The sequence below is a fragment of the Marinobacterium halophilum genome (assembly GCF_003014615.1).
GTDB classification, from domain to species: Bacteria; Pseudomonadota; Gammaproteobacteria; order Pseudomonadales; family Balneatricaceae; genus Marinobacterium; species Marinobacterium halophilum.
Genome location: NZ_PYGI01000026.1, coordinates 1 through 26650 on the forward strand (window position 1 = coordinate 1; position 26650 = coordinate 26650).

Below are 26650 nucleotides of genomic sequence, written 5' to 3' on the forward strand. Positions count from 1 at the left end.
GAACAACGCTGCCGTTTGGCAGAACCTGTTGTCTCAAGCGAGGCGCATATTCTACCGCGTCTCATTTCAATGTCAACCTTTATTTTCGTTTTTTTTGTTTCAGTGCCGAGCACTTCAACAACGAACCGGTGACATCAAGGAGGCAAATTCTACATCAGAAACTGATTCAGTTTCAAGCACTTACTTCCTTCTCATTTGAGTCTCCAGTGTTTCGCAAACCCTGTCGTCTCAAGCGAGGAGGCGAATTCTACAGACACCAGCGAGGGAGTCAACGCTTTTCTGTAAAAAAGTTTCAGATGACGCTTAAACGTAAACAGGCACCCTAAGGTGCCTGTTTATAGTAGGTGTTACGCTCGATTCAAACCAGATAGAACAGGTGGTGCTTTTTCTTGCCCAGCTTCACCAGGAAATAACTGCCGAAACGTGCCGCTTCTGCGCTGAACAGTTCGGCCGCAGCCATGTTCTGCTCCATGCCGCAGGCCGTATCGTTAATGATGACCGCATTACGCTGCAATGCATCCTTGACCTGTTTACCCGAGCTGGCCATACCGGCGTCTACCAGCAACGTGGTCAATGGCAGATCTGCAAGTTCTGTCGGTACCGCAGTTGCCGGCAAGCCATCTTGCTGCAATTGGGCATAGTCATCAGCACTCAACATGGACAGATCACCAGAGAACAGAGCTTCAGTAATACGACGCGCCGCTTCCAGTGCTTCAACACCATGTACAAGCGCAGTCATCTCTTCTGCCAGCACCTGCTGTGCCTGCGGGCGACCCTCGCGCTGACGATCCGCCTCTTCCAACGCCTCGATATCTGTGACCGGCAGGAAGGTGAAGAATTTCAGGAAACGATATACGTCGGCGTCAGGCGTCTGCAACCAGAACTGATAAAAGGCATAGGGTGATGTTTTGGCCGCATCCAGCCATACCGCCCCACCTTCTGTCTTGCCAAACTTGGTACCATCCGATTTGGTGATCAGCGGCAACGTCAAACCATGCGTAGAAGCACCGTTCACACGACGGGTCAAATCGATACCACCCGTGATATTGCCCCACTGATCAGAACCACCAATCTGCATAGTGCAGCCATACTGGCTATTCAATTGCTGAAAATCGTAAGACTGCAGGATCTGGTAGGTGAATTCAGTAAATGAAAGCCCCGAACCTTCACGTTCAATACGCTGTTTGACCGATTCTTTAGCGATCATCTTGTTGACGGTGAAGTGCTTGCCGATATCGCGCAAAAAGCTGAGCACATCAACACTGGCCGTCCAGTCATAGTTGTTGGCCAGGATTGCGCCGTCTTCACCGCTGAAATCGATGAAACGGCTGATCTGTGACTTGAGGCATTCGCTCCACTGCTGCACAACGCCCGCCGAGTTGAGCTGACGCTCCTGGTCCTTAAAGCTGGGATCACCGATCAGACCGGTAGCACCCCCGACCAGCGCTATCGGGCGGTGTCCCGCATCCTGGAAACGCTTCAGCATCAATAGAGGTACCAGGTGGCCAAGGTGTAGACTGTCAGCAGTCGGATCAAAGCCGCAATAAAGCGTCACCGGCCCCTGAGCCATATGCTCAACCAGTTCCTCTTCATTGGTCATCTGTGCGACGAGACCACGGGCCTTAAGATCATCGATCAAACTGTTTACGCTCATAACCGCCGATATCTCTCTATTGAATTAAAGTAAGCAGACGCAGCATTCTAAACCTTCACTTGATCCTGAACAAACAGGCCGCTCACAGCCCCCGCCTAATATTGAGACTTCCTCCGTCAATATGAATTTTCGTTATACTCTGCAGTCAATCGGTTCTCTTATCGCTTCCATAGGTATCTTTGTGACACCGCTACTACTCACCTTGCGCCGTTTGCCAAAACTGCATCTGACCAGCGCCGCTATCGCTTTGGCTACCAGTATAGGGGCGGCCTTGCTGTGGCCAGAGTCCGCTCGCATCCCTCCTGTACCCAAACACGTCGCACTTGAGGCATCACCGACAACCTCACAGCCTGCACAAGACACCCTGACATCCTCGATGCCGAGAATGTCTGATAACATTCTGCCAGCGGTAATGGATCAGCCTGCCCCCATCCCTGAGCGCGTTGAGAACTGGGTGGAATACCCAATCAAAAGCGGCGATAACCTGACGACACTATTCAAACGCGCGGGTCTGGGCCCACGCGACGTATACAAGATCTCGCAGGCGGTCAGCGGCAGTGAATCTCTGCAACGTTTGCGCCCTGGGCAGACGTTTGCCTTTCTGATTGAAGATGGCCTGCTGCGTAAGTTGCGCCATGTCCAGAATCGTCTGAATACCACCTTGATTGAACTCACCGACAGCGGTTATCAAGTGGAAAAGCAGGTTCGGACGCCGGACACACGCATCACCTACGCCGAAGGCACTATTAAGAACTCTCTGTTTCTTGATGCCGCCGAGGCCGGACTGGCTGATAACACGATTATGCAGCTGGCTGAAATCTTCGCCTGGGATGTCGACTTTGCGCTGGACCTGCGCACCGATGACCGTTTCCGCGTGCTCTACGAACAAGACTATATTGACGACGAATACCTCGATCAAAGCCGTATCCTGGCCGCCGAGTTCACCAACCGAGGTCGTGTCTTTACCGCCGTACGCTATACCGACAGCCAGGGAGTAAGCCACTACTACACTCCGACCGGCGACAGCATGCACAAGGCCTTCCTGCGTTCTCCGGTTGATTTTCGCCGCATCAGCTCAGGTTTCAAACCTGAGCGTTACCATCCGGTACTGGGTAAAAAGCGCCCCCATCGCGGCGTTGATTATGCAGCCGCTACCGGCACACCTATTCGGGCGGCGGGAGACGGCAAGATCATCTGGCGCGGCACCAAAGGTGGCTATGGCCGCACACTCATTCTGCAACACGGCAGCAATATCACCACCCTTTATGCACATATGAGCCGTTACCAGAAGGGCCTCGGCAACGGTTCACGCGTCAAACAGGGGCAAATTATTGGCTATGTGGGCGCATCAGGACTGGCAACCGGCCCTCACCTGCATTATGAATTTCGTATTGGCGGAGTACATAAAAACCCTCTGACGGTTCCCCTGCCCGCAGCAGCACCCGTGTCGGCAGCAGAACGGCCCGCATTTGAAGCCGAGGCTGTACGCCTGGTCACAGCACTCAAACGTCAGGCGGATACCCGGCTCGCCATGGCCCCTTCGGAGAACCAACCATGAACACACCATATTTCATCGGCCTGATGTCCGGTACCAGCCTGGACAGTATTGACGCCGTGATCGTCAGCTTCAGCCCGACATTTAAGCTGCATGCCCACCACAGTCATCAACTGCCCGCCGAACTGCGCCAGCAGATACTGCGCCTGAACCATACCGGACCGGATGAGATTGACTCACTGGGCGCACTGGATATCGCGCTGGGACGCCTGTTTGCCGATGCCGTACAGACATTACTGGCCAACAGCGGCATTGCCGCCACACAGATCCATGCCATCGGCAGCCATGGCCAGACCATTCGTCACCGCCCCGAACGGGCATTCAGCCTGCAGATCGGCGACCCCGCCAGCATTGCCGAGCAGACAGGGATTACCACCGTAGCCGACTTCCGCCGTCGTGACCTGGCCGCTGGTGGCCAAGGCGCTCCTCTGGTGCCGGCGTTTCACCAGGCGCTGTTTCAACAGCGGGGGCAAGACCGCGTTCTGGTCAATCTGGGCGGCATGGCTAATATCACACTGTTGCCAGACGACGAGACACGCCCGGTCCTCGGCTACGATACCGGACCCGGTAACGTACTCATAGATACCTGGATTCGCCAACAGCACGGACTGGCCTATGACGCGGACGGTCAGTGGGCCACACAAGGCCAAATCCAGCCAGATCTGCTGCAGACGCTCATGGACCACCCGTACTTTGCTGCACGGCCCCCTAAAAGCACGGGGCGCGAACAGTTTGATCTGCCATGGCTGCAGCAGGCACTGGCCACATTGAAAACGCCTCCAGCCCCTGTCGATGTACAGGCCACCTTACTGGAGTTGACTGCCGCATCACTGGGGCAGGCAATCAAACAGCACCAGCTGACACGCCCCGAAGTATTCCTGTGCGGCGGCGGCAGTCACAATCAGGCGTTAATCACACGCCTACGCCACCACCTGCCCGACATTCCGATCACAACAACCGACGCGCTGGGCCTGGCACCCGACTGGGTTGAAGCGGCTGCCTTTGCCTGGTTCGCCATGCGCACACTTGAGCAACAAACCTCAAGCCTGTCCGCCGTGACCGGTGCCAAAGGCAACCGCATTCTGGGGGCCGTACACTTCGCCTGAGCGGATGGCAGATACAAAAACGCCGACTCAAGGTCGGCGTTTGCAATAGTCACAGGGATAAGAATCAGATCGAGAACGATGAACCGCAACCACAGGTGGTCGTTGCATTGGGATTATTGATCAGGAACTGCGAACCCTGCAGCCCTTCACGATAATCAACCTCGGCACCAGCCAGATACTGGAAACTCATCGGATCCACGACCAGCATCACCCCGTCGCGCTCTACGGCCGTATCATCATCCGCCATGTTTTCGTCAAAGGTAAAACCGTAGGAGAAGCCCGCACAACCGCCACCGGTGATGTACACACGCAGCTTGAGGTTGTTGTTCTGCTCTTCTTCCAGCAGTGACTTGACTTTATTGGCCGCCGCTTCGGTAAACACCAGTGCGGCAGCGTGTGCAGTATCGCTCATAGTTACACTAGACCCTCGTTGATACAGCGCATTCTGCCTAAACCGACTAAAACAGTCAAGTATTGCCCTGTCAGGGCATCAACGCAACCTGCTCAAGCCCGGTAGTTTCCGGCAGATCAAACATGATGTTCATCACCTGCACCGCCTGGCCGGATGCTCCCTTGACCAGATTATCAATCGCAGACAACACCACCACCGTATCTTCACCCTGCGGCTGATGCACGCTGATACGACACATGTTGGAGCCTTTGACGCTGCGGGTTTCCGGATGGGCGCCAGCCGGCATCACATCAACAAAGGGCTCATCGCGATAAAACTCTTCAAACAGGGTCTGCAGGTCCGGACCAACCGGATCTTTCAATACTGAGTAGAGGGTGGCATGGATACCACGAATCATCGGCATCAGATGCGGCGCAAATGTCAGACCAACCGGACGACCGGCCATCCCGCTCAGGCCCTGCTTGATCTCGGGCAGATGGCGATGTCCCGGTACACCGTAGGCCTTGATGCTCTCACTGGCTTCAGCCAACAGAGTACCGACATTAGCACCGCGACCGGCACCGGTAACGCCAGACTTGCAGTCAGCGATCAGGCGACGATGGTCGACCAACCCGTTCGCGAGCAACGGCTGATAACCCAGCTGCACAGCCGTCGGGTAGCACCCGGCACAACCGATCAACTGACCTTCACGGATGGCATCCCGGTTCAATTCCGGCAGACCGTAGACCGCCTTTTGCACCAGATCCGGACAGGTGTGTTCGAGGTTGTACCATTTTTCCCACAGCTCGATATCCTTGATGCGGAAATCCGCCCCAAGATCGATGATGCGCACGCCACGCTCAACCAGTTCCGGCGCCATGCTCATGGCCACCCCGTGCGGAGTAGCGAAGAACACGACATCACAAGTCGCAAGACGCTCCACATCGGGAACGGTAAAGGCCAGGTCGTAGTGGCCACGCAGATTGGGGAACATGTCCGCCACCTGAATACCTTCCTCGGAACGGGATGTAATCACATCCACGCGCGCCTGAGGATGGTTTGCCAGAAGACGCAACAACTCTACACCTGTGTAGCCGGTGCCGCCGACGATACCTACCTTAACCACATCAACCTCTCATCAGTATGTAAAAGCTGTTAGGGTATACTACTTAGCTACTCAGCAGATGACCATGATCCCCTGAATCCATCATCATGCCACATAGACTGCTTTCACTGGAACATTTCCGCCACCGCCTGGCGCACGCCGATGCTCTGCCACAGTTGGTCGTGCTCGGCGTTTTATCGGGATTGGTCGCTGGCGGCCTGATCAGCCTGTTCCGCTCCGCCGACGGCTTGCTGCAGTTCTGGCTGCTGCCCGGTGGCAGTGAACAGTTTGAAAATCTGCCAACCCTGCACCGCCTGCTCCTTCCCGTTGCAGGTAGCCTGGTCTTGATCGCCCTGTTTATGGCAATACCGGCCCACGCCCGCTCGGTCGGCATCGTGCACCTCCTCGAACGGCTGAACAACCAACAGGGCCGTATGCCCGGATTGAATATGCTGATTCAGGGCGTAGCGGCGCTGGTGGCGCTGGCCAGTGGTCACTCGGTCGGCCGCGAAGGACCTGCAGTACACATTGGCGGTGCTGCCAGCAGCCTGCTCGGGCAACGCCTCAACCTGCCCAACAACTCATTGCGCCTGCTGGTTGGGTGCGGCTCGGCCGCCGGCATTGCGGCAGCATTCAACACTCCGCTGGCCGGGGTGATCTTCGCCATGGAAGTGGTGTTGCTTGAATACACGCTGATCGGTTTCCTGCCCATCATGGTTGCCGCCGTAGTGGGCGACGTAGTGGTCCGCCTCACTGTAGGCGAGGCCATTGTATTCACCGCCCCCGATGTTTCCATCAATACCCTGACCGAGCTCCCGCTAGTGATCCTGCTCGGACTGCTCACCGGCTTACTGGCCGCTGGTTTTCATCACCTGCAGATGCAGACGCTGCGCCTGCGGCACTGGAGCATTCCTACCCGTTTTCTGCTCGCAGGGGCATTGACGGGGCTGGTGGCCGTCTACTGGCCCCAGGTCATGGGCAGTGGCTATGACACCATCGAAACCTTGTTCAACGGTCAACTTCCCTTGGGCATACTGTTTGGCCTGCTATTGGCCAAGTGCCTGCTCACCCCTGTCATCATCGCCTTGGGCATCCCGGCTGGCCTGATCGCACCTACATTGTTTATCGGTGCCGCGGCCGGTGCTTTGCTGGGCGGCCTCGGCGCGCTGATCACCGATCTGCCACATACCGGGGTCTACGCCATGCTCGGCATGGGCGCGATGATGGCTGCCTTGCTCAATGCACCGCTGGCAGCCCTGCTGGCCCTGCTGGAGCTGACCCACAACACCGGCATTATATTACCGGGCATGTTGGCCATCGTCGTTGCCAACCTGACCACCCGTTTCGGTTTTGGTCTGCCATCAATTTTTCATGCCTCGCTGCAACGGCAGGGACTTGACCTGCGCCAGGCTCCGCTGGCTCAAATCCTGTCCCGTGCTGCCGTCGGCAGCCTGATGCGACGTGATTTCTGCCACACCCCGGCGGTACTGACCCATGCTGCCGCACGCGCATTGCTGGACAGTGGCCCCTACTGGCTGCTGGTTGACAGCGACGCCCGCCGTTTCCTGCTGCCCCCCGCCGACCTGCGACAATACCTGGAGACATTGGCTGAAGGGGTAGCGGATACCGACACGCTCGACCTGCTCAGCATTCCCGCCCAGCGGATCGACATTGAACCTTTGCTGTACCGTGCCACTCTGAAAGAGGCACTCGACAGGATGCAACAACAGCAATTGCAGTACCTGCTGGTTATCAGCAACCGCGAAGCCCCCATGGGGCTGATCAGCCGCCAGCAGATCGAAGATTATTATCACCAGAAACAGAGCGTCTCATGAATAGACTCCAGGGCCTTTACGGCCTGACCGATGCACAGCTGATGCCCACCGACAGCGCCATGCTGGAACAGGTAGAGGCTGCTCTGCGTGGCGGCATGCGCCTGCTGCAATACCGTGACAAATCCACTGATGCCGCACGTCGACTGCGCCAGGCCCGCGCTCTGCTCGAGCTTTGCCGCCAGTACGATTGTCCGCTGTTGATCAACGACGATGTCGAACTGGCCCGTGCCAGCAGTGCCGACGGTGTACATCTCGGCCAACAGGACGGCAGTGTTGCTGCCGCACGCGACCACCTGGGTAGCCATGCGCTGATCGGACAAACCTGTCACGACCGTATCGAACTGGCACACAAGGCCGTGCGTGAGGGTGCCGACCATGTAGCCTTCGGTGCCTTTTTTCCGTCACGTACCAAACCCGGTGCTCAACAGGCACCGCTGCAACTGTTACAGACCGCACGGGCGCAGCTGGACGTTCCGGTGGTGGCGATCGGCGGAATCAGCGTGGATAATGCACACCAAGTGGTCGCTGCCGGTGCTGATCTGATCGCCGTGGTACATGCGCTGTTCGCCGCCGAAGATATTCAGCAACAGGCCAACCGATTCGCACGGCTGCTGCCGACTTCGTAACAAATCTATTTTCAGTTGAAGGAAGTGTTCAATGTCACGTTCAGAATCCCTGTTCCAGGCCGCACAGGCCCACATCCCCGGCGGCGTCAACTCACCGGTACGCGCCTTCAAGGGCGTGGGTGGCACACCGGTCTTCTTCAAGCGTGGTGAAGGCCCCTTCCTGTTCGACGAGGATGACCGTCGCTACATCGACTACATTGGCTCCTGGGGCCCCATGCTATTGGGCCATGCCTACCCGCCGGTCATCGACGCCGTACGCGCAGCGCTGGACAACGGCCTGGGCTTCGGCGCACCAACCGCCATCGAAACCGACATGGCCGACCTGGTATGCGAACTGGTACCGTCCATGGACATGGTGCGCATGGTCAGTTCCGGCACCGAAGCCACCATGAGCGCGATCCGCCTGGCCCGCGGCTTTACCGGCCGTGACAAGATCGTCAAGTTCGAGGGCTGCTACCATGGCCACTCCGACTCCCTGCTGGTCAAGGCCGGTTCCGGCGCGCTGACTCTGGGTGAACCGAACTCACCGGGAGTTCCGGCCGCGCTGGCAGAACACACCATCACCCTGAACTTCAACGATATCGACAATGTGCGTGCAACCTTTGCCGAGATCGGCGATCAGGTCGCCTGCATCATCGTAGAGCCGGTCGCCGGCAACATGAACTGCATCCTGCCCAAGGAAGGTTTTCTGGAAGGGCTGCGCGACGTCTGTGATCAGTACGGCAGCGTACTGATTTTTGATGAAGTCATGACCGGCTTCCGTGTTGCCCTCGGCGGTGCGCAGGAGATGTTCAACGTCAAGCCTGACCTGACCACGCTGGGCAAGATCATCGGTGGTGGCCTGCCCGTTGGAGCCTTCGGTGGCAAGCGCGAAATCATGGAACACATCGCTCCGCTGGGACCGGTATACCAGGCCGGCACTCTGTCCGGCAACCCGCTGGCAATGGCCGCAGGTCTGGCGATGCTGACCGCACTCAAGGAAGACGGCATTCACGAATCCCTGAGCGCCAAGACCGAGTACCTGACCCAGGGACTGGAAGTGATGGCCAAACGCCATGGTATCCCGTTCACCACCAGTGCCGCCGGTGGCATGTTTGGCCTCTTCTTTACCGATAAGGACGTGGTCAGCAGCTTTGCCGACGCAACAGCCTGTGATACTGAAATGTTCGGCAAGTTCTTCCACGGCATGTTGGATGAAGGCATCTATCTGGCGCCTTCGGCATTCGAAGCCGGTTTCGTCTCCGATGCCCACAGCGAAGCCGAGCTGGATGCGACTCTGGCCGCAGCCGATCGCGTCTTCGCAACGCTGGCGGGCTGATCCAGCCATGCTGGGTAATAGTTTACTGTTGCTGGCAGCACTGGCGGGGGCCGTGCTGCTATTCCGGCACAGCGATGCGGCGGCAGAGGCACCAAAGTCACAACTGCAGGTTGCCAGCCTGAGCCTGATCTTTCTCGCACTGGCCGCGATGGGACGCTTGCTGCTGGTGTCTGTCGATCAGGATATCGTGACGCTACAGCGTCTGTTGGATAATCTGGCACTCTATGCCGGTTTACCATTACTGGTCACGGCAGCCTTGGCCATGGCCATGGGTTGGTATTGGTCAAAGGCAGGCTGGGGGCGCTGGTTACTGGCGCTGTTTGCCCTGTTCGAGCTATGTCGCAGAATGGGCTTGGGAGAGGATTATACGCTCTGGCTTAGCGTGGTCATGGCGGTAGTCTTACTGGTCGTCGCCTGGCGCCAGCAGGGTACGCTGTCCCGGCTGGCAACGGCCATCGCGGCACCGTTGCTATTGCTCAGCATCAGCGCACCGGCATTGATGGTCGCTGAACTGGCCGATACCGCGCGCCTGCTGGCACAAGCAATAGCAATCTTGCTGCTGAGTCATGCATTGCTGCAACAAAACCCACGCACGCTGCCTACTCAGTAGGCAGCCGCTTTCTGGCGGGCGTCTTTGGCACCCGCCGCATTACCTGCTTCCTGACGAATATCGGCAACCAACTGCCACAGACGCCGCAAGGCGTTATTCTGTCCTGCCGCCACGCTCACGCCTTTCAATGCAACCTGTTCCGCCTGCAGAAACTGCCCCTGACGTCGCTGCACATCCGCCAACTGGATATACACCTCAGGATCACGCGGGGCGATTCGCAAAGCCCGCTCCAGACGGTTCTGCGCCGTGCGCAAATCACCGCCACTGCTGTCCTTGCGTGCCGTCTCCAGCAACGCGATCACAGCCGGGCTCTGTGCCTGACGAGTCGATTGCTGTACCGGCTGCTGTACCGGCACCGGTGCGTCCTGTTCACTGCGCTGCGCCCGAATCACCGGAGCCTGCCCCAGCGGTGTCACCCTTACACCCGGTGCCGTCTCGGCCGGAACCACCGTGCCTGGGGCCGGAGCCGGCGGGCTGATTCGCCCACGATCTTCAACCGGTGCCCGATAGGGATTGGGACCGGCGCAGCCCGCCATCAACAGGGTCAGTCCTGCAATCAGATAAACCTTTTTCATAGCATCCTTCAAATATCAGTTAAACCAGTTACGGAACCAGTCCAGTGAACGGTGTACCGGATTATCCAGCCCACAGTCCACTTTCTCATCAGGCGCCGTGCCGGTAATGAATGGCAGCTGCCGTGATCCCTGGCACCGCTCATCCGAACGCAACCCGGTGGCCTCGTCAATCCAGACATACTCGATCCCGGCCGGACGGGTCGCAATAAAGGGTTCTGGACGATCACGGCGCATGAACTCGGTCCAGACTTTCAATGCCCCGCCAGAGCCGGTGAACGGCAGTTGGCCATTATCATCACGGCCCAGCCAGACCACCGCCAGCCGATCTCCGGTAAAACCGGCAAACCAGCTGTCGCGCTGATCATTCGAGGTGCCGGTCTTGCCCGCCACATTCAGCTGCGACGGCAACGTCCTATATACACTGCGTGCAGTGCCCTCGCGCGCCACTTCCTGCAGCGCATACTGTAGCAGATGCACCACTTCGGGCTGCACTTGCTGTTTCAGACTAAAAGGATAACGTGACAATTCATTACCATCAGCGTCAGTCACCCTGCGGATAACCCGCAGCGGCATGCGGAACCCGTTGGCGGCGATGGTCTGGTACATGCTGGCCAGCTCCAGCGGCGACAACGCCTGCGCCCCCAGCAGCAATGACGGATAGGCCTTGAGCTCACGCTCCGCCCCCAGGCGCTCAAGCATATCGATCACTCGCTCCAGCCCAACCTCCATCCCTAACCGGGCGGTAGACTGGTTGTACGACAGCGCCAATGAACGGTGCAATGGCACCACACCATGACTGCGACGGTCAAAGTTCTGTGGCTGCCACACCGAACCGTCCGGCAATTTTACGCTGAAGGGTTCATCTTCCAAAGGCGTGGTCAGCGTGTAGCCCTGCTCCAGCGCCGCCAGATAGACCGCTGGCTTGACCAGTGAACCTATCGGCCGCAGCGCATCCAGTGCCCGATTAAAGCCCTGATAGCGGGTTGCACGCCCGCCGATCAGCGCCAGCACCTCACCGGTCTGCGGGTCGGTCACCACCATGCTGGCTTCCAGATCCTTGGCCCGCGCGCCATAACGCTGCTCCAGCGCCTTGATACTCGTATCCAGCGCCGCTTCTGCCCGCGTCTGTGCCAACGGGTCCAGTGCCGTGAACACGCGCAGCCCCTCGGTGCTCAAGTCGTCTTCGTGGTATTCATCGCGCAGCTTGCGCTTGACCAGGTCCAGGTAGGCCGGAAACGCGCCCTTGTGCAAACTGCGCTGTTTGACCACACCCAAGGTACGCTGACGCGCGGTATCGTATTCCGACTGGCTGATTTCACCCTGCTGGTGCAGCATGCTCAAGACCAGATTACGCCGCTCCAGTGCACGTTCCGGGTGGCGACGCGGGTCATACCAGGACGGCCCCTTGACCATGCCGGCCAGCAACGCCACCTGATGCAGCTCCAGCTCTTCCAGCGGCCGGGAAAAGTAGTACTGACTGGCCAGCCCGAAGCCATGAATGGCGCGGTTACCGGACTGCCCCAAATAGACCTCGTTGAGATAGGCCTCCAGAATCTCGTCCTTGTCATAATGCAGCTCCAGCAACATCGCCATGGGCAGTTCCAGCAGCTTGCGGCTCAAGGTACGGTCAGAGGTCAGATAAAAGTTCTTGATCAACTGCTGTGTCAGTGTACTGCCACCCTGAACGAAGCGGCCGGCACGAACGTTCACCCACATCGCCCGGGCAATCCCCTTGAAGGAAACGCCCCAGTGGTCGTAGAACGCCCGATCTTCTACCGTAACCAGCGCCTGCGCCAAATGCGGCGGCGCATCCTCAAGCCGGATCAGATCACGGTCTTCATTGGATTTGGGGTAAATACCGCCGATCAGCATCGGCTCCAGCCGCACCAGTGGCAGGGAACGTCCCTCGGCATCACGAATGTCGGTCAGCTGGTTACCGGAAAAGGCCAGCAGCATATTGCGCGCCGGTTCAGCGCCGTCCGGGAAACTAAAGCCGCGACTATAAATGCGTGCACGGCTGCTGGCCCACTCGACCGCACCCGGCTGCTCCGCACGGCGTACGAAACGGTAATTCAGTCCCTTGAGTTCCTGCTTCAGCTCATCCATATCCAGGCGTTGCCCCGGATACAGTTCCAGAGGACGTGCGTACACCTTGGCCGGCACGGCCCAGCGTTTGCCTTCAAATTTGCTGCGAATCTGGGCATCCAGATAAATCAGGCCGACAACGGCGATAACACTCAGCAACAGTCCCAGCTTCAGCAGCCAGCGGCATAAACGAGCCAGTCGGGAAGGTGAGGATGGACGGCGCGGTTTGCGCCCTTTGGCGGGGGGAGTTCTCTTTTTGCTCATCGGGTCAGTATAATCGTATGCCGTCGCTGACAACAGCAGGAGCCTCATGTTACCCAAATTGATCGAATCCTTGTGCAATCCCGCCTGTTACCCACACGCGGTCGACCGCATTCAAGTGATCGAAACCCATATATCCTGGTTGCTGCTCACCGGGGACTACGCTTACAAGATCAAGAAGCCGGTCAACTTCGGTTTCCTGGACTTTACCACGCTGGAACAGCGCCGCCATTGCTGTGAAGAAGAGGTGCGCCTGAACCAACGCCTGGCGCCCGACATCTACATCGGTCTGGTCCCGATCGGCGGCAGCAGCGAGGCACCTGAACTGGAAGCAGACGGGGAGATCATCGAGTATGCGGTCAAAATGTACCAGTTCGATCCTGAACTGCGCCTTGACCGCCTGCTGCAGCGCCAACTGTTTGAAACCCACTGGATCGACCTGTTGGCCGAGCAGATTGCAGCCTTTCACCAACGCCTGCCGATCGTGGCCCAGGACAGCCCCTGGGGCGAACCGGATACGCTATGGGAAGTGATCGCCGACAACTTTCGTTACATCCCGCCGGACCACCTGACCGCCGAAGACTGGGCGCTGCTGCAGCAGCTGTCGGCACGCACGGCGGAAAACTTCCGTGCTCTGGGTGCGGCCATGCGCCAGCGCAAACGGCAGGGGCATGTGCGCGAATGCCATGGTGATCTGCATCTGGCCAACATCAACCTGTTTCACGATGAGCTGCGCCTGTTCGACTGCATCGAGTTCAATCTGGAATTCCGCTGGATCGATACCATCTCCGATCTTGCCTTCCTGTTGATGGATCTGGAAGCCAACCAGCAGTTCCGTTGGGCCAACCGTTGTCTCAACCGCTATCTGGAGTTGACCGGTGACTATACAGCCCTGCCACTGCTGAACTTCTACAAAGCCTACCGCTCAATGGTACGGGCCAAGGTTGCCATGCTCGGCACTCAGCCGGACGTTGCAACCTGCCGTCACTATTTGCACCTGACCGAACACTATTGCCGCGAACGTACCCCGGCCGTGTTCCTGATGCACGGTGTCAGTGGCAGCGGCAAAAGCTATCTGAGCAAACGCCTGGCGGAAGCGGTCGGTGTCATCCGCATCCGTTCCGATGTCGAGCGCAAACGCATTTACCGCGAGCTGAGCCTGCAGGGTCTGTCACTGGATCTGTACAGCGCGGAAATGAACAGCCGGACCTTTCAGCATCTGCTGGAAACCACCACTCTGATGCTCAAGGCCGGCTACTCGGTTGTGATTGATGCCACGTTCATCCACCAACGTACCCGCAACGCCTATGTCGAGCTGGCGGCCAACCTGGATCTACCCGTGCGCATCATCAGCTGCCACTGTGAACAGAATCTGATCGAAGCCCGCCTCAAGCGTCGCCAGGAAGAGGGGCTTGACCCTTCCGATGCCGATGTCGCCGTTATGCATGAACAGATGAAGGTAATGCAGCCACTGAGCAGCGATGAGCAGCTGATTACACTGCCGGTGGATACCCGTGATGACGAGGCGATCGAACAGCTGATGTCTCAACTGCGTGCGCAGCGCCTGATTGGAGACTGAGATGAGCGACCGCTATCTGTGCCGCATTCATGAACTGGACCCGATCGAGGGCCGTGGCTTCGATCTGGACGACGGTACCGCCGTGTTGTTGCTGCGCCGCGGCGAACGGGTGCTGGCCTGGAAGAACAACTGCCCGCACCGGGGCATTCGTCTGGAGTGGCAACCGGACCAGTTTCTTGACTATGAGAAGCAGTTCATTCAGTGCGCCACCCACGGTGCCCTGTTCGGCATTGAGGATGGCGTCTGTATCGCCGGTCCCTGCCCCGGCGAGCAGCTGGAAGCACTGCCCTGCACGGTCAGGGACGGCAAGGTTTATCTTAGCCGCGACTGATCCGTGCCTGCAGGCGTGCCAGCGCCAGCTCGATTCGATCCAATCCGGTGGTGTAGGAGAAACGGATGTAGCGTTCCGGATGGTTGCACCCGAAATCGGCACCCGGCGTGACCGCCAGGTGATCCTCTTCCAGCAGCGACCAGCAATAGGCATAGCTGTCATCCGTCAGGTGGGAGGCGTCGGCGTAGACATAAAAGGCCCCTTCCGGCATCAGCGGAATACCAAAACCCAGCGCACGCAATCCCTCAACCAAACGATCGCGGCGGACAGCAAACGCTTCGCGGCGCTGCTCCAGAATCGCCAGCGTTTCCGGGAAAAATGCCGCCAGTGCCGCATGCTGCGACAGGGTCGCCGGCGAAATAAACAGATTCTGCGCGATTTTTTCCATCTCCGCGACAGCATCCTCCGGTGCCACCAGCCAGCCCAAACGCCATCCGGTCATACCGAAGTACTTGGAAAAGCTGTTCAACACGACTGCCTCCGGCGCCACACCCAGCACGGTCTCGGCATCAAAGCCGTAGGTCAACCCGTGATAGATCTCGTCCACAATCAGCGCACCACCCAACCGGCGAACGCTGTCGGCAATGGCTGCCAACTGCTCGGTCGGCACCACTGACCCCGTAGGGTTGGATGGCGATGCCAGCAATACGCCCGCCGTATCATCCTGCCAATGCTGCTCAATCAGCTCAGGGGTGAGCTGATAGTTGGTCTCCGGACCCACCGGGATCAGCTGGCCACGCGCCTCCAGCAAACGCAGAAATTGGCGGTTGCACGGATAACCGGGATCGGCCAGCAGAAAACGGCTGCCGGGCGCGGCCAGCAGGGCGAACGCAAGCAACAATGCTCCCGAAGCCCCCGCTGTCACCAACACCTGTTGCGGTGTAATCGTCACCCCATAACGTTGCTGATAGAACCCCGCAATCGCCTCCCGCAGCGGTGCAATACCGCCGGCAGGTGTATAGCGGGTGTGTCCCGCAGCCAAGGCAGCACGGGCAGCCGCCATAATCGGCTCCGCCGTGGGGAAGTCAGGCTCACCCGCTTCCATATGCACGACATCATGGCCTGCCGCATCCAGCTCGGCTGCACGCTTGAGCAGATCCATCACCTTGAACGAGTCAATTTCGCGCGCCCGCGCCGTCCAACCTGTATTCATCCGTCACTCTCTCCAGTCAATACGCGCGGCAGTATATCGACATTCGTCGTAGCTGTACCCCGTCGTTCCCCGCAGAATATCCATCAGGATGGCAAAAAGCCAAAAGGGGTCTAGCCTAAAGAGTGGGCTTCTGGTACTTTCACCGGCTTTTAAAGCACCATGTGTTCCCATATCAGGGGCGCCGGACCGGAGCAATCGGGCTTTCGCAAGTCTGAGCCCCCAATGACGTGAGGCTGCGCCAATGCCTAATACAGATCATACTCAGTTCATGCAATTCCAACCCTATCCGCTGGATACCGGTGAGGAGTACATGAATGCCGCGCAGAGAGAGCATTTCCGCAAAATTCTGCTTGCCTGGAAACGCGACCTGATGGAAGAGGTGGATAGCACCATTACCCACCTGAAAGAGGAAGCTTCCAACTTTGCCGACCCCAGCGACCGCGCCAGCCAGGAAGAAGAGTTCAGCCTGGAACTGCGTACTCGCGATCGCGAACGCAAACTGATTCGCAAAATCGATGAAGCGATCGACAGCATCGATGATGATGACTACGGTTTCTGTGAAGCCTGTGGCGTTGAGATCGGCATTCGCCGTCTGGAAGCTCGCCCGACTGCGACCCTTTGTATCGACTGCAAGACCCTGGCCGAAATCAAGGAAAAACAGATCGGCCGCTGATGTCCGCCATTGAGGTGCTCCGGCACCTCATATAGCTGCCCCGAGTCGTGATTGTGCCCTGTATCGGACGTTTTGCTCCCTCCCCAACCGGACCGCTCCATTTTGGTTCCCTGCTGGCTGCATTGGCCAGCTACCTAGATATTCGTTCCCGTGGCGGGCGCTGGATACTGCGCATTGAAGATCTCGATCCTCCCCGCGAACAACCGGGCGCCAGCAATGCCATTCTGCACACGCTGGATGCTTTCGGTCTGCACTGGGATGCAGACGTGGTCTATCAAAGCCGGCGTTTGAGCCATTACCGCGATGCCCTTGAATATCTGTTGTCACAACATACCGCCTACCCCTGCAATTGTAGCCGCAAGCAACTGCGCAGCCGCAACGTGACCGGGTATGACGGCCATTGCCTGCAGCATCCACCGGCTCCCGGTTCAAACTGTGCCTACCGTGTCCGTCATCTAACCAGCGAACAGCAGTTCACCGACCGCATTCAGGGTTTGCGCCGTTACCAATGGCAGGGACATCAGGGCGATTTCATGGTGTTTCGCCGCGACGGTCTGTTTGCCTACCAGCTGGCGGTGGTTGTCGATGATGCCGAACAGGGCATTACCGAAGTACTGCGCGGCAGCGACCTGATAGACGAGACCCCACATCAGATGGAACTCCAGGCGCAGCTGGGCTACCCGCAACCCCGCTACGCTCATATACCGGTGATCACCAACGCTGCCGGACAAAAATTGAGCAAGCAGAACCTGGCACCGGCCATCAGCGCCCATGAGCGCCAGGGTTTGCTGCTGCGAGCACTCGATCTGCTCGGGCAACAGCCGCCGGCGGAACTGGCCGACGCCAGCCCGGATGAAGTCTTGAGCTGGGCCACAACACACTGGCAGCTGGCAACGGTTCCCGCCGTGCTCAGCCTGCCAGCTGACGCACACCCCGCACCGTGATGCGCCAGCGCCTGCTATTGCTGCTCAGTCTGGCCACGCTGCTACTGCTGCCAAACGCGATACGCCACTGGCTGTTCAACCACTACCACTGGCTAGTCCCCTTCCTCATCTGGGCGCTGCTGATTATGCTCACAGCGGCCGCTGAATGGCGCCACCGACATCATGAACTTTGACCTCACCACCCTGTTGCTGATCGGCTGCGGCTACCTTCTATCCCTGTTCGGTGCAGCCTGGTTGACCGAGCGCAAACGTCTGCCTGAACGCCTCACCCGTCATCCGCTGGTACACGTGCTGGCACTGGGCGTATTTGCCAGTGCCTGGACGTTTTATGGCATCTTCGGGGTCGCCCATGCGTCAGGGTATGCATACCTGATTTCCTATCTGGGTGCTTCGGCCGCCTTCATGCTGGCTCCGCTGATCCTGATCCCCATCCTGCGCATTACCCGGCGCCATCAACTCAGCTCTCTGGCCGATCTGTTCGCGTTCCGTTTCCGCAGCGGCCGGGTCGGCACACTGACGACCTTGTTGATGCTGTTCATCAGCCTGCCGCTGATCTCAATCCAGATTCAGGCACTGGCCGACTCGTTGCCGATGCTCAATCAGCAGATCTCGTCGACCCAGGCCGCCGCCGGTTTCTGTACCGTAATCGCGCTGTTCACCATTCTGTTCGGGGCCCGCCACGCCTCCCTGCGCAACAGCCATAACGGATTGGTATTTGCCATCGCCACCGAATCGCTGGTCAAACTGGTCGCACTGCTGACCATTGCCGGCTACGCCCTGTTTGCCGTACTGGATGGCCCCTCCGGGTTGCTGGATTGGCTGGCGGCCAACCCTGAGTACGTGCAGCATTTGCAGCAGCCGCCACAAGCCGATCACTGGCAGATCCTGCTGCTGGCCTTTTTTGCCTGCGCGTTCGTCATGCCACACATGTTTCATATCGCCTTCACCGAAAATTTGCCCACCGAAAGCCTGTATCGCGCCAGCTGGGGCATTCCTCTGTTCCTGTTACTGCTGGCACTGGCCGTTCCTCCCATTCTGTGGGCGGCGATCAAAAGTGACGCCATCGGCAACCCGGAATATATGGTGCTGCAGCTGGGCCAGACGCTTGAGCTGCCCTGGCTTAGCCTGCTGGCCTTTGTCGGCGGGCTGTCTGCCGCCAGCGGCATCATCATCGTCGCCACCGTGGCTCTGGCGTCCATGCTGCAGAACCATGTGGTATTGCCGCTGGTACGGGTACCCGACAATGTCCGCTTTTATGCCTGGCTGCTGTGGATCCGTCGGCTGATCATCCTGTTCGTGATGCTGGGCAGCTTCCTGTTCTTCCAGTTCATCGGCCACCGTTTCGATCTCAACCAGCTGGGGCTACTGGCATTTATCGCCTTCCTCCAGTTCCTGCCGGGGGTACTGGCCACGCTGTACTGGCCAAGCGCCAGCCGCAACGGTTTCATCGCCGGTATCACCGCCGGCTTTGCCGTCTGGGGGCTGGGCCTGCTGCTGCCGATGATGGGATTGCTCAATACCGATTTGATACCGGCACAGCCCGCCGACAAGGGCTATCCGATGGCTTTGCTGTCATTGCTGGCCAACATCCTCATGTTGATCACCGGATCAGTGCTGTTCCCCGGCAACCGGGATGAACGTTTGGCAGCGGATGCCTGCATGCTCAATGCACTGCCGCGCCCTGCCGGTCACAACATTCAGGTTCTGAGTGACGCCGAATTCGTTACCCGGCTGACGCCAAGACTGGGTGCCAAGCCCGCCCTGCGTGAAGTGCGGCGTGCCCTGCGCGAACTGCACCTGTCCGCCGGCCAGCTCAATCCGCTGGATACCCTGCGCATGCGCACCCAACTGGAACAGAACCTGTCCGGTTTACTCGGCCCCGTAGAAGCGGCCGCCCTGTTGCAGCCGCTGGACGGCCCTGTAGACGGCGGCTTCAAGGCGCGTGATGTTCACCTGCTGGAGCAACAGCTGGAAACCTATGATCAGCGCCTATCGGGGTTGGCCGCCGAACTGGACCAGCTGCGCCGCTACCACCGCGCCACCCTGCAACGCCTGCCGATCGGCGTCTGCACCGTCGATGCCGAGCAGCGCATCCTGTTCTGGAACGCCGAACTGGAGGCCTATACCGACCTGACCCCGGATATGACACTGGGCACGCGCCTTGACCAACTGCCACTGCCCTGGTCAGATCTGCTGGCACGCTTTGCCGCCACCGACACCCTGCATCAAAGTGCCGAATGTATCGAGCTGGCCGGTGCCCAACGCTGGTTCAGCCTGCATAAGGCACGTCTGGATGACACTCCGGCCCAAGGCATGGTGCTGTTGATCGAGGAGGAAACCCAGCATCAGCTGATGGCTCGCAAACTGGCTCACAGCGAACGCCTGGCCTCCATCGGTCGCTTTGCTGCAGGGGTTGCCCACGAAATCGGTAACCCGGTGACGGGTATAGCTTGCCTGGCACAGAACCTGAAACTGGAAACCGAGCAGCCTGAAGTACTGGAAACCGGCGATCAGATCGTGGACCAGACCAAACGCATCAACCGCATCGTCCAGTCGCTGATCCGCTTTGCCCACACCGGTCGCCAGGAGGGTCCCGAGCATTTCGAACCGGTGGCTCTGCACGCCTGCATTGATGAAGCGATTCACCTGATCACTTTGGACAGCCGCAGTCGCCAGCAGCATTTCATTAATGACGTGCCCCCCGACCTGTACATTCAGGGTGACCTGCAGTTGCTGCTGCAGGTGTTCGTTAACCTGCTCAACAACGCCAGCGACGCCTCGCCCGCCGCCAGTGAAATCCGCTTGAACTCGGATCAGACCGAGCACAGCTGCCGTATTCTCATCACCGACGCCGGCAGCGGTATCCCGCAGGAACACCTCGATCAGCTGTTCGAACCCTTCTTCACCACCAAGGAACCGGGCAAGGGCACCGGGCTTGGCCTACCTTTGGTCTACAACATCATTACCCAGCACTATGGTAATATCGAGATATTGAGTCCGGCCGACAAAAAACAGAACAAAGGCACTCAGGTCATTATTACCTTACCCCGGCTACAGCAGAGCAATACAGCCCCTGAGCAGCCGGAGGCAGATGGAGAAGGTTTGTCCGGATGAGTCGAATTCTGATTGTTGAGGATGAAAATATCATCCGCTCCGCACTGAAACGCCTGTTGGAAAAAAACGGCTATGACGTTGGTGATGCCGAATCGGTCGCCGATGCCACCGCACGCCACAGCCTGGACAGCTTCGACCTGATCATTTCCGATCTGCGACTGCCCGGCGCTCCCGGTACCGACCTGATCGAACTGGCCGGCCAGGTGCCGGTATTGATCATGACCAGCTACGCCAGCCTGCGTTCGGCCGTCGATGCAATGAAACTCGGTGCCATTGACTACATTGCCAAACCCTTCGACCATGACGAGATGCTGAAAACGGTCGCTGCCACTCTGGCAAAGCCCACAACATCGACCGACAGCCGCGAGAACGCACCCGACACCCCCCAGCAGACGCGCATACTCGGCTCATGCAAACCGATGCAGGAGCTGTACCGGCGTATTGCCAAGGTTGCGCGTACCCATGCCACCGTGCTCATTCTGGGCGAGTCCGGCACCGGCAAGGAACTGGCAGCCCGCGCGATCCACGAACAAAGTGACCGCGCCAACAAACCAATGGTGTGTGTCAACTGTGCCGCCATTCCCGAGACCCTGATTGAATCCGAACTGTTTGGGCACGAAAAGGGAGCCTTCACCGGTGCCACCAGCAGCCGCAGTGGCCTCATCGAAGCGGCTGACGGCGGCACCCTGTTTCTGGACGAGATTGGTGAATTGCCGCTGGAAGCCCAGGCCCGCCTGTTGCGCTTTCTGCAGGAAGGCGAAATCCGTCGAGTCGGGGCCGTGCTACCGCTCAAGGTCGATGTCCGCCTGATCGCCGCCACCCACCGAGACCTTAAGACCCGTGCCCGTTCCGGCCAGTTCCGCGAAGACCTCTATTACCGGTTATACGTGATGGAACTGCGCATGCCCCCGCTGCGCGACCGTGAGGGGGATATTCTCGAACTGGCCACCGCCTTTCTCGACAAGCAAGGCCGCAAGCTCGGCTGCGAAGACTTGGTATTCAGCACCGACGCCCTGCAACTGCTGCGCAGCTATCATTGGCCCGGAAACGTACGCGAGCTTGAAAACGCGATTGAACGCGCCGTCATTCTTGCCGACGGACACCGCATCACTCCAGATCTCCTGGGCTTGGATGTTGAAACCCAAAGTCTCAGTGAGCTGGAAACCCGATATCAACAAACACACCCCGAGCCTGCACAGGGTCATCACCACCACGAGCGCCCACGCTCGGACCTGTCTCTTGACGACTACTTTCAGCGCTTTGTCCTTGAAAATCAGGACCTTATGAGCGAAACAGAACTGGCAAAAACACTGGGTATCAGTCGGAAGAACTTGTGGGAGCGCCGGCAGAAGCTGGGCATCCCGCGCAAGCCGAAAGGGTAACCTTAGGTAACACTTTCAAGTGTTACCTAACTACCCACAACCACACAAAACCGTATATTCAGGTAACACTCTGTTGTTTTTTTCATACCTTTATTTGGACTATAAATAAAAAATCATTTAAAAACATAATGTTATGTTTTTTGGCACGGTGCCTGCATTATATCTAGTCAGAACAACAACAACGTACACACTGAAGCCTGACCAGTAATAAAAATAACAATAGGTCATGTGAATGAGTGGTCTGCCTCGAATAAAAATAACAATGAGGCTTAGTCGGTCGTTAAAGTGGCACTGCAGCGCTCCCCAATCAGTGCTCTTAGGAACAAAAACAACAAGCTAAGTTTTATGTTGCCACTTTACGACCGACACCCCCCCTACCCCGCTTGCTTGACCCTCTTGCCTACACACAATACCTGTTCAGAATGACCTGAATCCTGCATAACCTTATGCTCAGCATAGTCAGGTGTTATCATGCGCCATCCGTGAGCCGTTACAGACAGGGACACAGCACGACCCATGCCGAACACTCTACTTGTTGTTATCGCCGCGCTAGCCGCCGCTCTGATTGTCTGGATACTGATCCGCAACCGCAGCCGCGCCAGCACGCATACACCGGACGCCGAGACGTCTACCCATACCCTTGCCGACGGGACTCCCCGCCGTATCCCCGAAAGCGAACATCAGATTCCCCGCCGCTACCTGGATGACAACGCCATGAAGGTTGTTTATCGACTGGAAGATGCCGGCTATGAAGGCTATCTGGTGGGCGGCTGTATCCGGGATCTGCTGCGCGGCCAGAAGCCCAAGGACTTCGATATTGCCACCTCGGCACATCCGGAACAGGCAGTTGAACTGTTCCGTCGCGGCCGCCTGATTGGCCGTCGTTTCAAGTTGCTGCACGTGCGCTTTGGCCGTGAAGTGATTGAGGTCGCAACCTTCCGTGCCGCCCACGATCAGGAACAGGCGTCCGGTGACGACGCCCGCACTGCCGCAACCGGCATGATCCTGCGTGACAATGTATACGGCAGCATCGCCGAAGATGCCATGCGCCGCGACTTCACCGTCAACGCCCTCTACTATGATGTCAAAGACCACAGCATTATCGATTTTGCCGGGGGCTATGATGACCTCCAGCACAATCGCCTGCGCATGATCGGTGACGCAGCCGCACGCTACCGCGAAGACCCGGTCAGAATGTTGCGTGCAGCACGCTTCGCCGCCAAGCTGGACCTGGATCTCGAAGCCGACACCGCCAGCCCCATTCGTGAACTGGCACCGCTGATGCATAATGTCTCACCGGCACGCCTGTTCGACGAAGTACTCAAGCTGCTCCAAAGTGGTCACGGTGAAGCTTCCTATCGCCAACTGCACCGTTTTGGTCTGTTCGAGTACCTGTTCCCGTTGACCGACCAGGCACTGGAAGTTGAGGAGTTTCCGGTTGAAACCCTGCTCCTCAATGCGCTGTCCAATACCGACCGCCGCCTGGCTCAAGGCAAAAGCGTAACCCCGGCCTTCCTGTTCGCAGCACTGCTCTGGTATCCGCTGCAGCTGCGTATCCGCGAACTGGAACCCCACTCCGATCTGCCCTCGATCCCGCTGCTGCATGAAGCGGCCAACCAGGTCCTGGCTGAACAGGTCAAATGCACCGCCATCCCGCGTCGTTTCTCGACCCCGGTCCGCGAGATCTGGGAATTGCAGCTGCGCCTGCCCCGTCGCCAGGGCAAGCGCGCCGATCAGTTGATGGAACATCCGCGTTTCCGCGCTGCCTATGACCTGCTGTTACTGCGAGAAAACAGCGGCGAAGATCTGGGCGGTTTGAGCCAATGGTGGACCGATTATCAGGTCGCCAACCCGGTCAGCCGCCGCGACATGATGCCCACCGAGCAAGACGAAAAACCGAAACGCAAACGTCGACGCCGGCCGCGCAAGCGTCCGCAACAAACCGATGGACCCGCAGGAGAGTAATCCAGTGAATCGCGTGTATATCGGGCTGGGCAGTAATCTGGATGCACCGCAGGAGCAGGTTCGTACCGCCCTGCAGGAACTGGCACAACTCGATCACTGCGTGCTGGTACACCACTCTTCCCTGTATCGCTCCGATCCGGTCGGCCCTCCAGGCCAGCCGGATTACATCAATGCCGTTGCCGCTCTGGATACCGCCTTGGCACCTGAACAGCTGCTTGATGCCCTGCAGGCGATCGAGCAGTCACACCAGCGTGTGCGCAAAATCCACTGGGGACCCAGAACTCTGGACCTGGATATTCTGCTCTACAGCGATCAGGTCATCGACAGTGAGCGCCTTACCGTACCTCACGCCTGGATGCTGGAACGCAACTTCGTACTCTGGCCGCTGGCGGAGCTGGTACCCGACCTGCACTTGCCCGACGGTTCCTCCCTCCACGGCCATCTAGTCCAATGCCCACTGGGCACACTGGAAAAGATACCGCTATAATCGCCCCAAGCCGAATTGGATCGGCGTCTCATTGATAACAAAGAGAATGCTATGAGTAACATCACGCTGCATACCCTGAGCGCCCGTAAACAGGCGGGTGAAAAGTTTGCCGTACTGACTGCCTACGATGCCACCTTTGCCCATCAGGTCAGCAGTGCCGGTATCGAGATGATCCTCGTCGGCGACTCCCTTGGCATGGTACTGCAGGGACAGGACAGCACCCTGCCCGTCACCGTCGAAGAGATGGCTTACCATACCGCCTGTGTTGCCCGTGGCAATCAGGGCGCGATGATTATGGCCGACCTGCCGTTCATGAGTTATGCCACGCCGGAGCAGGCGATGGACAGTGCCGGTGAGCTGATGCGCGCCGGTGCCCATATCGTCAAGCTGGAAGGCAGCGACTGGCTATGCGAAAGCGTGAGCCTGCTGGCTGACCGCGGCGTACCGGTCTGTGCCCATCTGGGGCTGACTCCGCAGGCCGTCAACAAGCTGGGCGGTTACCGGGTTCAAGGGCGTGACAAGCATGCAGCCCTGAAAATGCTGGAAGATGCCAAGCGTCTGGAACAGGCTGGTGCCAGCATGCTGTTGCTGGAGTGCGTACCCTCGCTGCTGGCCGACGAAATTACCCGCAACGTGGATATCCCCGTGATCGGCATCGGTGCCGGCCCCCATACCGACGCCCAGGTGCTGGTGATGCACGACATGCTCGGCGTAACGGTTGGACGCATGCCCAAATTCGTCAAGAACTTCATGCCTGAAGCCGCGAACATTCAGGACGCTTTCCGTCTTTACGGTGAACAGGTCCGCAGTGGCCAATTCCCCGCCGAAGAACATGGATTCGAGTAACCATGCAAACGCTTCATACTCTCGCTGAACTGCGGGCGGCGGTGCAACAACACCGCCGAGACGGTAAACGCATCGCACTGGTGCCCACCATGGGTAACCTGCATCAGGGTCACCTGCGGCTGGTCGAGACGGCTCTGCAGCAGGCAGATGTTGTCATTACCAGCATCTTCGTCAACCCGCTGCAGTTCGGTGCCAACGAAGATCTGGACAGCTATCCGCGTACCCTGGCTGAAGATCAGCAGCACCTGGAAGCAGCGGGCTGCCATCTGGTATTCGCGCCGTCGGTCGCCGAGGTCTACCCCGATGGTCAGGAATTGCAGACACTCGTCGAAGTACCTGGCCTGTCAGATCTGCACTGCGGTGCCAGCCGCCCGGGGCATTTCCGCGGTGTCACAACCGTGGTCTGCAAGCTGTTCAACATGGTGCAGCCGGACACGGCCGTGTTCGGGCTCAAGGATTATCAGCAGGTTGCCGTGATCCGCAAAATGGTGCGTGATCTCTGTATCCCGGTGGATATCATTGGCGTGCCCACCAAACGAGCAGACAGTGGCCTGGCACTGAGTTCACGCAACGGCTACCTGACTGCGGCCGAGCTGGCCGTTGCCCCGGTCTTGCATCAGACCCTGCAACACACCGCTGCCGCTATCCGCAATGGTGAGCGAGACTTTGCCGCCCTGGAAGAACAGGCGCAAACGGCATTGGAAGCGGCCGGTTTCAGCCGCGACTTCTACCGCATTCTCGACCGTACCCAGCTGCAGCCAGCGCAACCGGAAGATGACCTGGTCATTCTGGCCGCTGCTCATTTGGGGCGCGCGCGCCTGATCGACAATATCGAAGTCTGATGCCTGCGCCGAAGCCCGCCCGGGCTTTGGCATCCCCCCGTACGACCACCTTTCTGCCCATACATTATCGCTTTTGGTCTAGTTGACAGCATCCGCGCCATTCGCGCAGACTCAAAGACACTCTAGGCTCGTCGAACAGCCCGGTTTCTACCTGTGTGCAGTATGCCATGCAACATGTCGGTCACGTGTGACCACTAGCATGGTCACAGGCTC

The 26650-nt window shown here is 58.5% G+C and carries 23 protein-coding genes; 17 read left to right on the forward strand and 6 right to left on the reverse strand.

The genetic code is table 11. From position 1 onward, the window contains the following. Nucleotides 1–358: 358 nt before the first annotated feature. Nucleotides 359–1654, reverse strand: coding sequence for a tyrosine--tRNA ligase (gene tyrS, locus CLV44_RS15630; RefSeq protein WP_106593058.1), 1296 nt, complete (start codon nt 1652–1654; stop codon nt 359–361). Between the two features lie 385 nt (nt 1655–2039). Here tyrS and CLV44_RS15635 point away from each other — a divergent pair, with 385 nt between their 5' ends. Both CLV44_RS15635 and CLV44_RS15640 read left to right on the forward strand, forming a co-directional pair. After that, complete coding sequence (locus CLV44_RS15635) at nt 2040–3212, forward strand: OapA family protein (RefSeq protein ID WP_245912714.1); 1173 nt, start codon at nt 2040–2042, stop codon at nt 3210–3212. Beyond that, on the forward strand, nt 3209–4315 hold the full coding sequence (locus tag CLV44_RS15640) for an anhydro-N-acetylmuramic acid kinase (RefSeq protein WP_106593060.1): 1107 nt from the start codon (nt 3209–3211) through the stop codon (nt 4313–4315). Before CLV44_RS15635 ends, CLV44_RS15640 begins: the two co-directional genes overlap by 4 nt. A 64-nt stretch (nt 4316–4379) precedes the next feature. Here CLV44_RS15640 and erpA read toward each other — a convergent pair whose 3' ends face one another. Together erpA and argC are read right to left on the reverse strand one after the other, a co-directional pair. Further along, nucleotides 4380–4727: an iron-sulfur cluster insertion protein ErpA gene (erpA, locus tag CLV44_RS15645; RefSeq protein ID WP_106593061.1), complete on the reverse strand. Its 348-nt coding sequence runs from the start codon at nt 4725–4727 to the stop codon at nt 4380–4382. Nucleotides 4728–4797: 70 nt separating this feature from the next. Further along, nucleotides 4798–5832 carry an N-acetyl-gamma-glutamyl-phosphate reductase gene (gene argC / locus CLV44_RS15650; protein ID WP_106593062.1) on the reverse strand — a complete coding sequence of 345 codons (1035 nt, stop codon included), beginning with the start codon at nt 5830–5832 and terminating at the stop codon, nt 4798–4800. Nucleotides 5833–5918: 86 nt separating this feature from the next. Between argC and CLV44_RS15655 the strand changes: the two genes are divergently transcribed. The 4 genes from CLV44_RS15655 to CLV44_RS15670 are packed head-to-tail and all read left to right on the forward strand — an operon-like array spanning nt 5919 to nt 10200. Continuing rightward, a complete protein-coding gene (locus CLV44_RS15655) occupies nt 5919–7646 on the forward strand; it encodes a chloride channel protein (protein ID WP_106593063.1) in 1728 nt (575 codons plus the stop codon). Continuing rightward, a complete protein-coding gene (gene thiE / locus CLV44_RS15660; protein WP_106593064.1) occupies nt 7643–8272 on the forward strand; it encodes a thiamine phosphate synthase in 630 nt (209 codons plus the stop codon). The genes CLV44_RS15655 and thiE overlap by 4 nt, the downstream gene beginning before the upstream one ends. Nucleotides 8273–8303: 31 nt before the next feature. After that, nucleotides 8304–9590, forward strand: coding sequence for a glutamate-1-semialdehyde 2,1-aminomutase (gene hemL, locus CLV44_RS15665; RefSeq protein WP_106593065.1), 1287 nt, complete (start codon nt 8304–8306; stop codon nt 9588–9590). Continuing rightward, nucleotides 9541–10200: a hypothetical protein gene (locus CLV44_RS15670; protein ID WP_146140023.1), complete on the forward strand. Its 660-nt coding sequence runs from the start codon at nt 9541–9543 to the stop codon at nt 10198–10200. Before hemL ends, CLV44_RS15670 begins: the two co-directional genes overlap by 50 nt. On the opposite strand, the gene CLV44_RS15675 is transcribed toward CLV44_RS15670, so the two are convergent. Further along, a complete protein-coding gene (locus CLV44_RS15675; protein ID WP_106593067.1) occupies nt 10194–10775 on the reverse strand; it encodes a tetratricopeptide repeat protein in 582 nt (193 codons plus the stop codon). The two genes, CLV44_RS15670 and CLV44_RS15675, sit on opposite strands and share 7 nt — an antisense overlap. A 15-nt stretch (nt 10776–10790) precedes the next feature. Then, nucleotides 10791–13124 carry a penicillin-binding protein 1B gene (gene mrcB, locus CLV44_RS15680; protein WP_106593099.1) on the reverse strand — a complete coding sequence of 778 codons (2334 nt, stop codon included), beginning with the start codon at nt 13122–13124 and terminating at the stop codon, nt 10791–10793. 46 nt (nt 13125–13170) lie between these two features. Here mrcB and CLV44_RS15685 point away from each other — a divergent pair, with 46 nt between their 5' ends. Beyond that, nucleotides 13171–14700 carry a bifunctional aminoglycoside phosphotransferase/ATP-binding protein gene (locus tag CLV44_RS15685; RefSeq protein ID WP_106593068.1) on the forward strand — a complete coding sequence of 510 codons (1530 nt, stop codon included), beginning with the start codon at nt 13171–13173 and terminating at the stop codon, nt 14698–14700. A gap of 1 nt (nt 14701) precedes the next feature. After that, nucleotides 14702–15031: a Rieske (2Fe-2S) protein gene (locus tag CLV44_RS15690; RefSeq protein ID WP_106593069.1), complete on the forward strand. Its 330-nt coding sequence runs from the start codon at nt 14702–14704 to the stop codon at nt 15029–15031. Here the strand turns inward: CLV44_RS15690 and CLV44_RS15695 are convergent. Further along, entirely contained in the window at nt 15018–16184 is a 1167-nt protein-coding gene (locus tag CLV44_RS15695) for a pyridoxal phosphate-dependent aminotransferase (protein ID WP_106593070.1), read from the reverse strand. The genes CLV44_RS15690 and CLV44_RS15695 overlap by 14 nt on opposite strands. A 241-nt stretch (nt 16185–16425) precedes the next feature. On the opposite strand from CLV44_RS15695, the gene dksA reads away from it, so the two are divergent. The 9 genes from dksA to panC all read left to right on the forward strand — a co-directional run bounded on the left by dksA (nt 16426) and on the right by panC (nt 26437). Then, entirely contained in the window at nt 16426–16857 is a 432-nt protein-coding gene (dksA, locus tag CLV44_RS15700) for an RNA polymerase-binding protein DksA (protein WP_106593071.1), read from the forward strand. Nucleotides 16858–16910: 53 nt separating this feature from the next. Next, a complete protein-coding gene (gluQRS, locus tag CLV44_RS15705; RefSeq protein ID WP_106593100.1) occupies nt 16911–17801 on the forward strand; it encodes a tRNA glutamyl-Q(34) synthetase GluQRS in 891 nt (296 codons plus the stop codon). Beyond that, nucleotides 17801–17974, forward strand: a complete 174-nt coding sequence (locus tag CLV44_RS17460) for a hypothetical protein (protein WP_211298164.1) — start codon at nt 17801–17803, stop codon at nt 17972–17974. Before gluQRS ends, CLV44_RS17460 begins: the two co-directional genes overlap by 1 nt. Then, nucleotides 17964–20915: a sensor histidine kinase gene (locus CLV44_RS15710; protein ID WP_106593072.1), complete on the forward strand. Its 2952-nt coding sequence runs from the start codon at nt 17964–17966 to the stop codon at nt 20913–20915. The genes CLV44_RS17460 and CLV44_RS15710 overlap by 11 nt, the downstream gene beginning before the upstream one ends. Further along, nucleotides 20912–22297 carry a sigma-54-dependent transcriptional regulator gene (locus CLV44_RS15715; protein ID WP_106593073.1) on the forward strand — a complete coding sequence of 462 codons (1386 nt, stop codon included), beginning with the start codon at nt 20912–20914 and terminating at the stop codon, nt 22295–22297. The genes CLV44_RS15710 and CLV44_RS15715 overlap by 4 nt, the downstream gene beginning before the upstream one ends. A gap of 516 nt (nt 22298–22813) precedes the next feature. Then, a complete protein-coding gene (pcnB, locus tag CLV44_RS15720) occupies nt 22814–24262 on the forward strand; it encodes a polynucleotide adenylyltransferase PcnB (RefSeq protein ID WP_106593074.1) in 1449 nt (482 codons plus the stop codon). After that, complete coding sequence (gene folK, locus CLV44_RS15725) at nt 24243–24749, forward strand: 2-amino-4-hydroxy-6-hydroxymethyldihydropteridine diphosphokinase (protein ID WP_106593075.1); 507 nt, start codon at nt 24243–24245, stop codon at nt 24747–24749. The genes pcnB and folK overlap by 20 nt, the downstream gene beginning before the upstream one ends. 51 nt (nt 24750–24800) lie before the next feature. Beyond that, on the forward strand, nt 24801–25595 hold the full coding sequence (gene panB / locus CLV44_RS15730; protein WP_106593076.1) for a 3-methyl-2-oxobutanoate hydroxymethyltransferase: 795 nt from the start codon (nt 24801–24803) through the stop codon (nt 25593–25595). Nucleotides 25596–25597: 2 nt separating this feature from the next. Beyond that, a complete protein-coding gene (gene panC, locus CLV44_RS15735; RefSeq protein ID WP_106593077.1) occupies nt 25598–26437 on the forward strand; it encodes a pantoate--beta-alanine ligase in 840 nt (279 codons plus the stop codon). The last annotated feature ends 213 nt before the right edge of the window (nt 26438–26650 follow it).

What these genes read in the sequence shown, in the direction of transcription:
- CLV44_RS15670 (WP_146140023.1), top strand. Translation starts at nt 9,541, where the DNA reads ATGCGACTCTGGCCGCAGCCGATCGCGTCTTCGCAACGCTGGCGGGCT.
- dksA (WP_106593071.1), top strand. Translation starts at nt 16,426, where the DNA reads ATGCCTAATACAGATCATACTCAGTTCATGCAATTCCAACCCTATCCG.
- panC (WP_106593077.1), top strand. Translation starts at nt 25,598, where the DNA reads ATGCAAACGCTTCATACTCTCGCTGAACTGCGGGCGGCGGTGCAACAA.
- CLV44_RS15635 (WP_245912714.1), top strand. Translation starts at nt 2,040, where the DNA reads ATGTCTGATAACATTCTGCCAGCGGTAATGGATCAGCCTGCCCCCATC.
- pcnB (WP_106593074.1), top strand. Translation starts at nt 22,814, where the DNA reads ATGCCGAACACTCTACTTGTTGTTATCGCCGCGCTAGCCGCCGCTCTG.
- CLV44_RS15695 (WP_106593070.1), bottom strand. Translation starts at nt 16,184, where the DNA reads ATGAATACAGGTTGGACGGCGCGGGCGCGCGAAATTGACTCGTTCAAG.
- hemL (WP_106593065.1), top strand. Translation starts at nt 8,304, where the DNA reads ATGTCACGTTCAGAATCCCTGTTCCAGGCCGCACAGGCCCACATCCCC.
- CLV44_RS17460 (WP_211298164.1), top strand. Translation starts at nt 17,801, where the DNA reads ATGCGCCAGCGCCTGCTATTGCTGCTCAGTCTGGCCACGCTGCTACTG.
- panB (WP_106593076.1), top strand. Translation starts at nt 24,801, where the DNA reads ATGAGTAACATCACGCTGCATACCCTGAGCGCCCGTAAACAGGCGGGT.
- erpA (WP_106593061.1), bottom strand. Translation starts at nt 4,727, where the DNA reads ATGAGCGATACTGCACACGCTGCCGCACTGGTGTTTACCGAAGCGGCG.
- mrcB (WP_106593099.1), bottom strand. Translation starts at nt 13,124, where the DNA reads ATGAGCAAAAAGAGAACTCCCCCCGCCAAAGGGCGCAAACCGCGCCGT.
- CLV44_RS15675 (WP_106593067.1), bottom strand. Translation starts at nt 10,775, where the DNA reads ATGAAAAAGGTTTATCTGATTGCAGGACTGACCCTGTTGATGGCGGGC.
- CLV44_RS15690 (WP_106593069.1), top strand. Translation starts at nt 14,702, where the DNA reads ATGAGCGACCGCTATCTGTGCCGCATTCATGAACTGGACCCGATCGAG.
- CLV44_RS15710 (WP_106593072.1), top strand. Translation starts at nt 17,964, where the DNA reads ATGAACTTTGACCTCACCACCCTGTTGCTGATCGGCTGCGGCTACCTT.
- thiE (WP_106593064.1), top strand. Translation starts at nt 7,643, where the DNA reads ATGAATAGACTCCAGGGCCTTTACGGCCTGACCGATGCACAGCTGATG.
- tyrS (WP_106593058.1), bottom strand. Translation starts at nt 1,654, where the DNA reads ATGAGCGTAAACAGTTTGATCGATGATCTTAAGGCCCGTGGTCTCGTC.
- CLV44_RS15655 (WP_106593063.1), top strand. Translation starts at nt 5,919, where the DNA reads ATGCCACATAGACTGCTTTCACTGGAACATTTCCGCCACCGCCTGGCG.
- CLV44_RS15715 (WP_106593073.1), top strand. Translation starts at nt 20,912, where the DNA reads ATGAGTCGAATTCTGATTGTTGAGGATGAAAATATCATCCGCTCCGCA.
- folK (WP_106593075.1), top strand. Translation starts at nt 24,243, where the DNA reads ATGGACCCGCAGGAGAGTAATCCAGTGAATCGCGTGTATATCGGGCTG.
- CLV44_RS15685 (WP_106593068.1), top strand. Translation starts at nt 13,171, where the DNA reads ATGTTACCCAAATTGATCGAATCCTTGTGCAATCCCGCCTGTTACCCA.
- CLV44_RS15640 (WP_106593060.1), top strand. Translation starts at nt 3,209, where the DNA reads ATGAACACACCATATTTCATCGGCCTGATGTCCGGTACCAGCCTGGAC.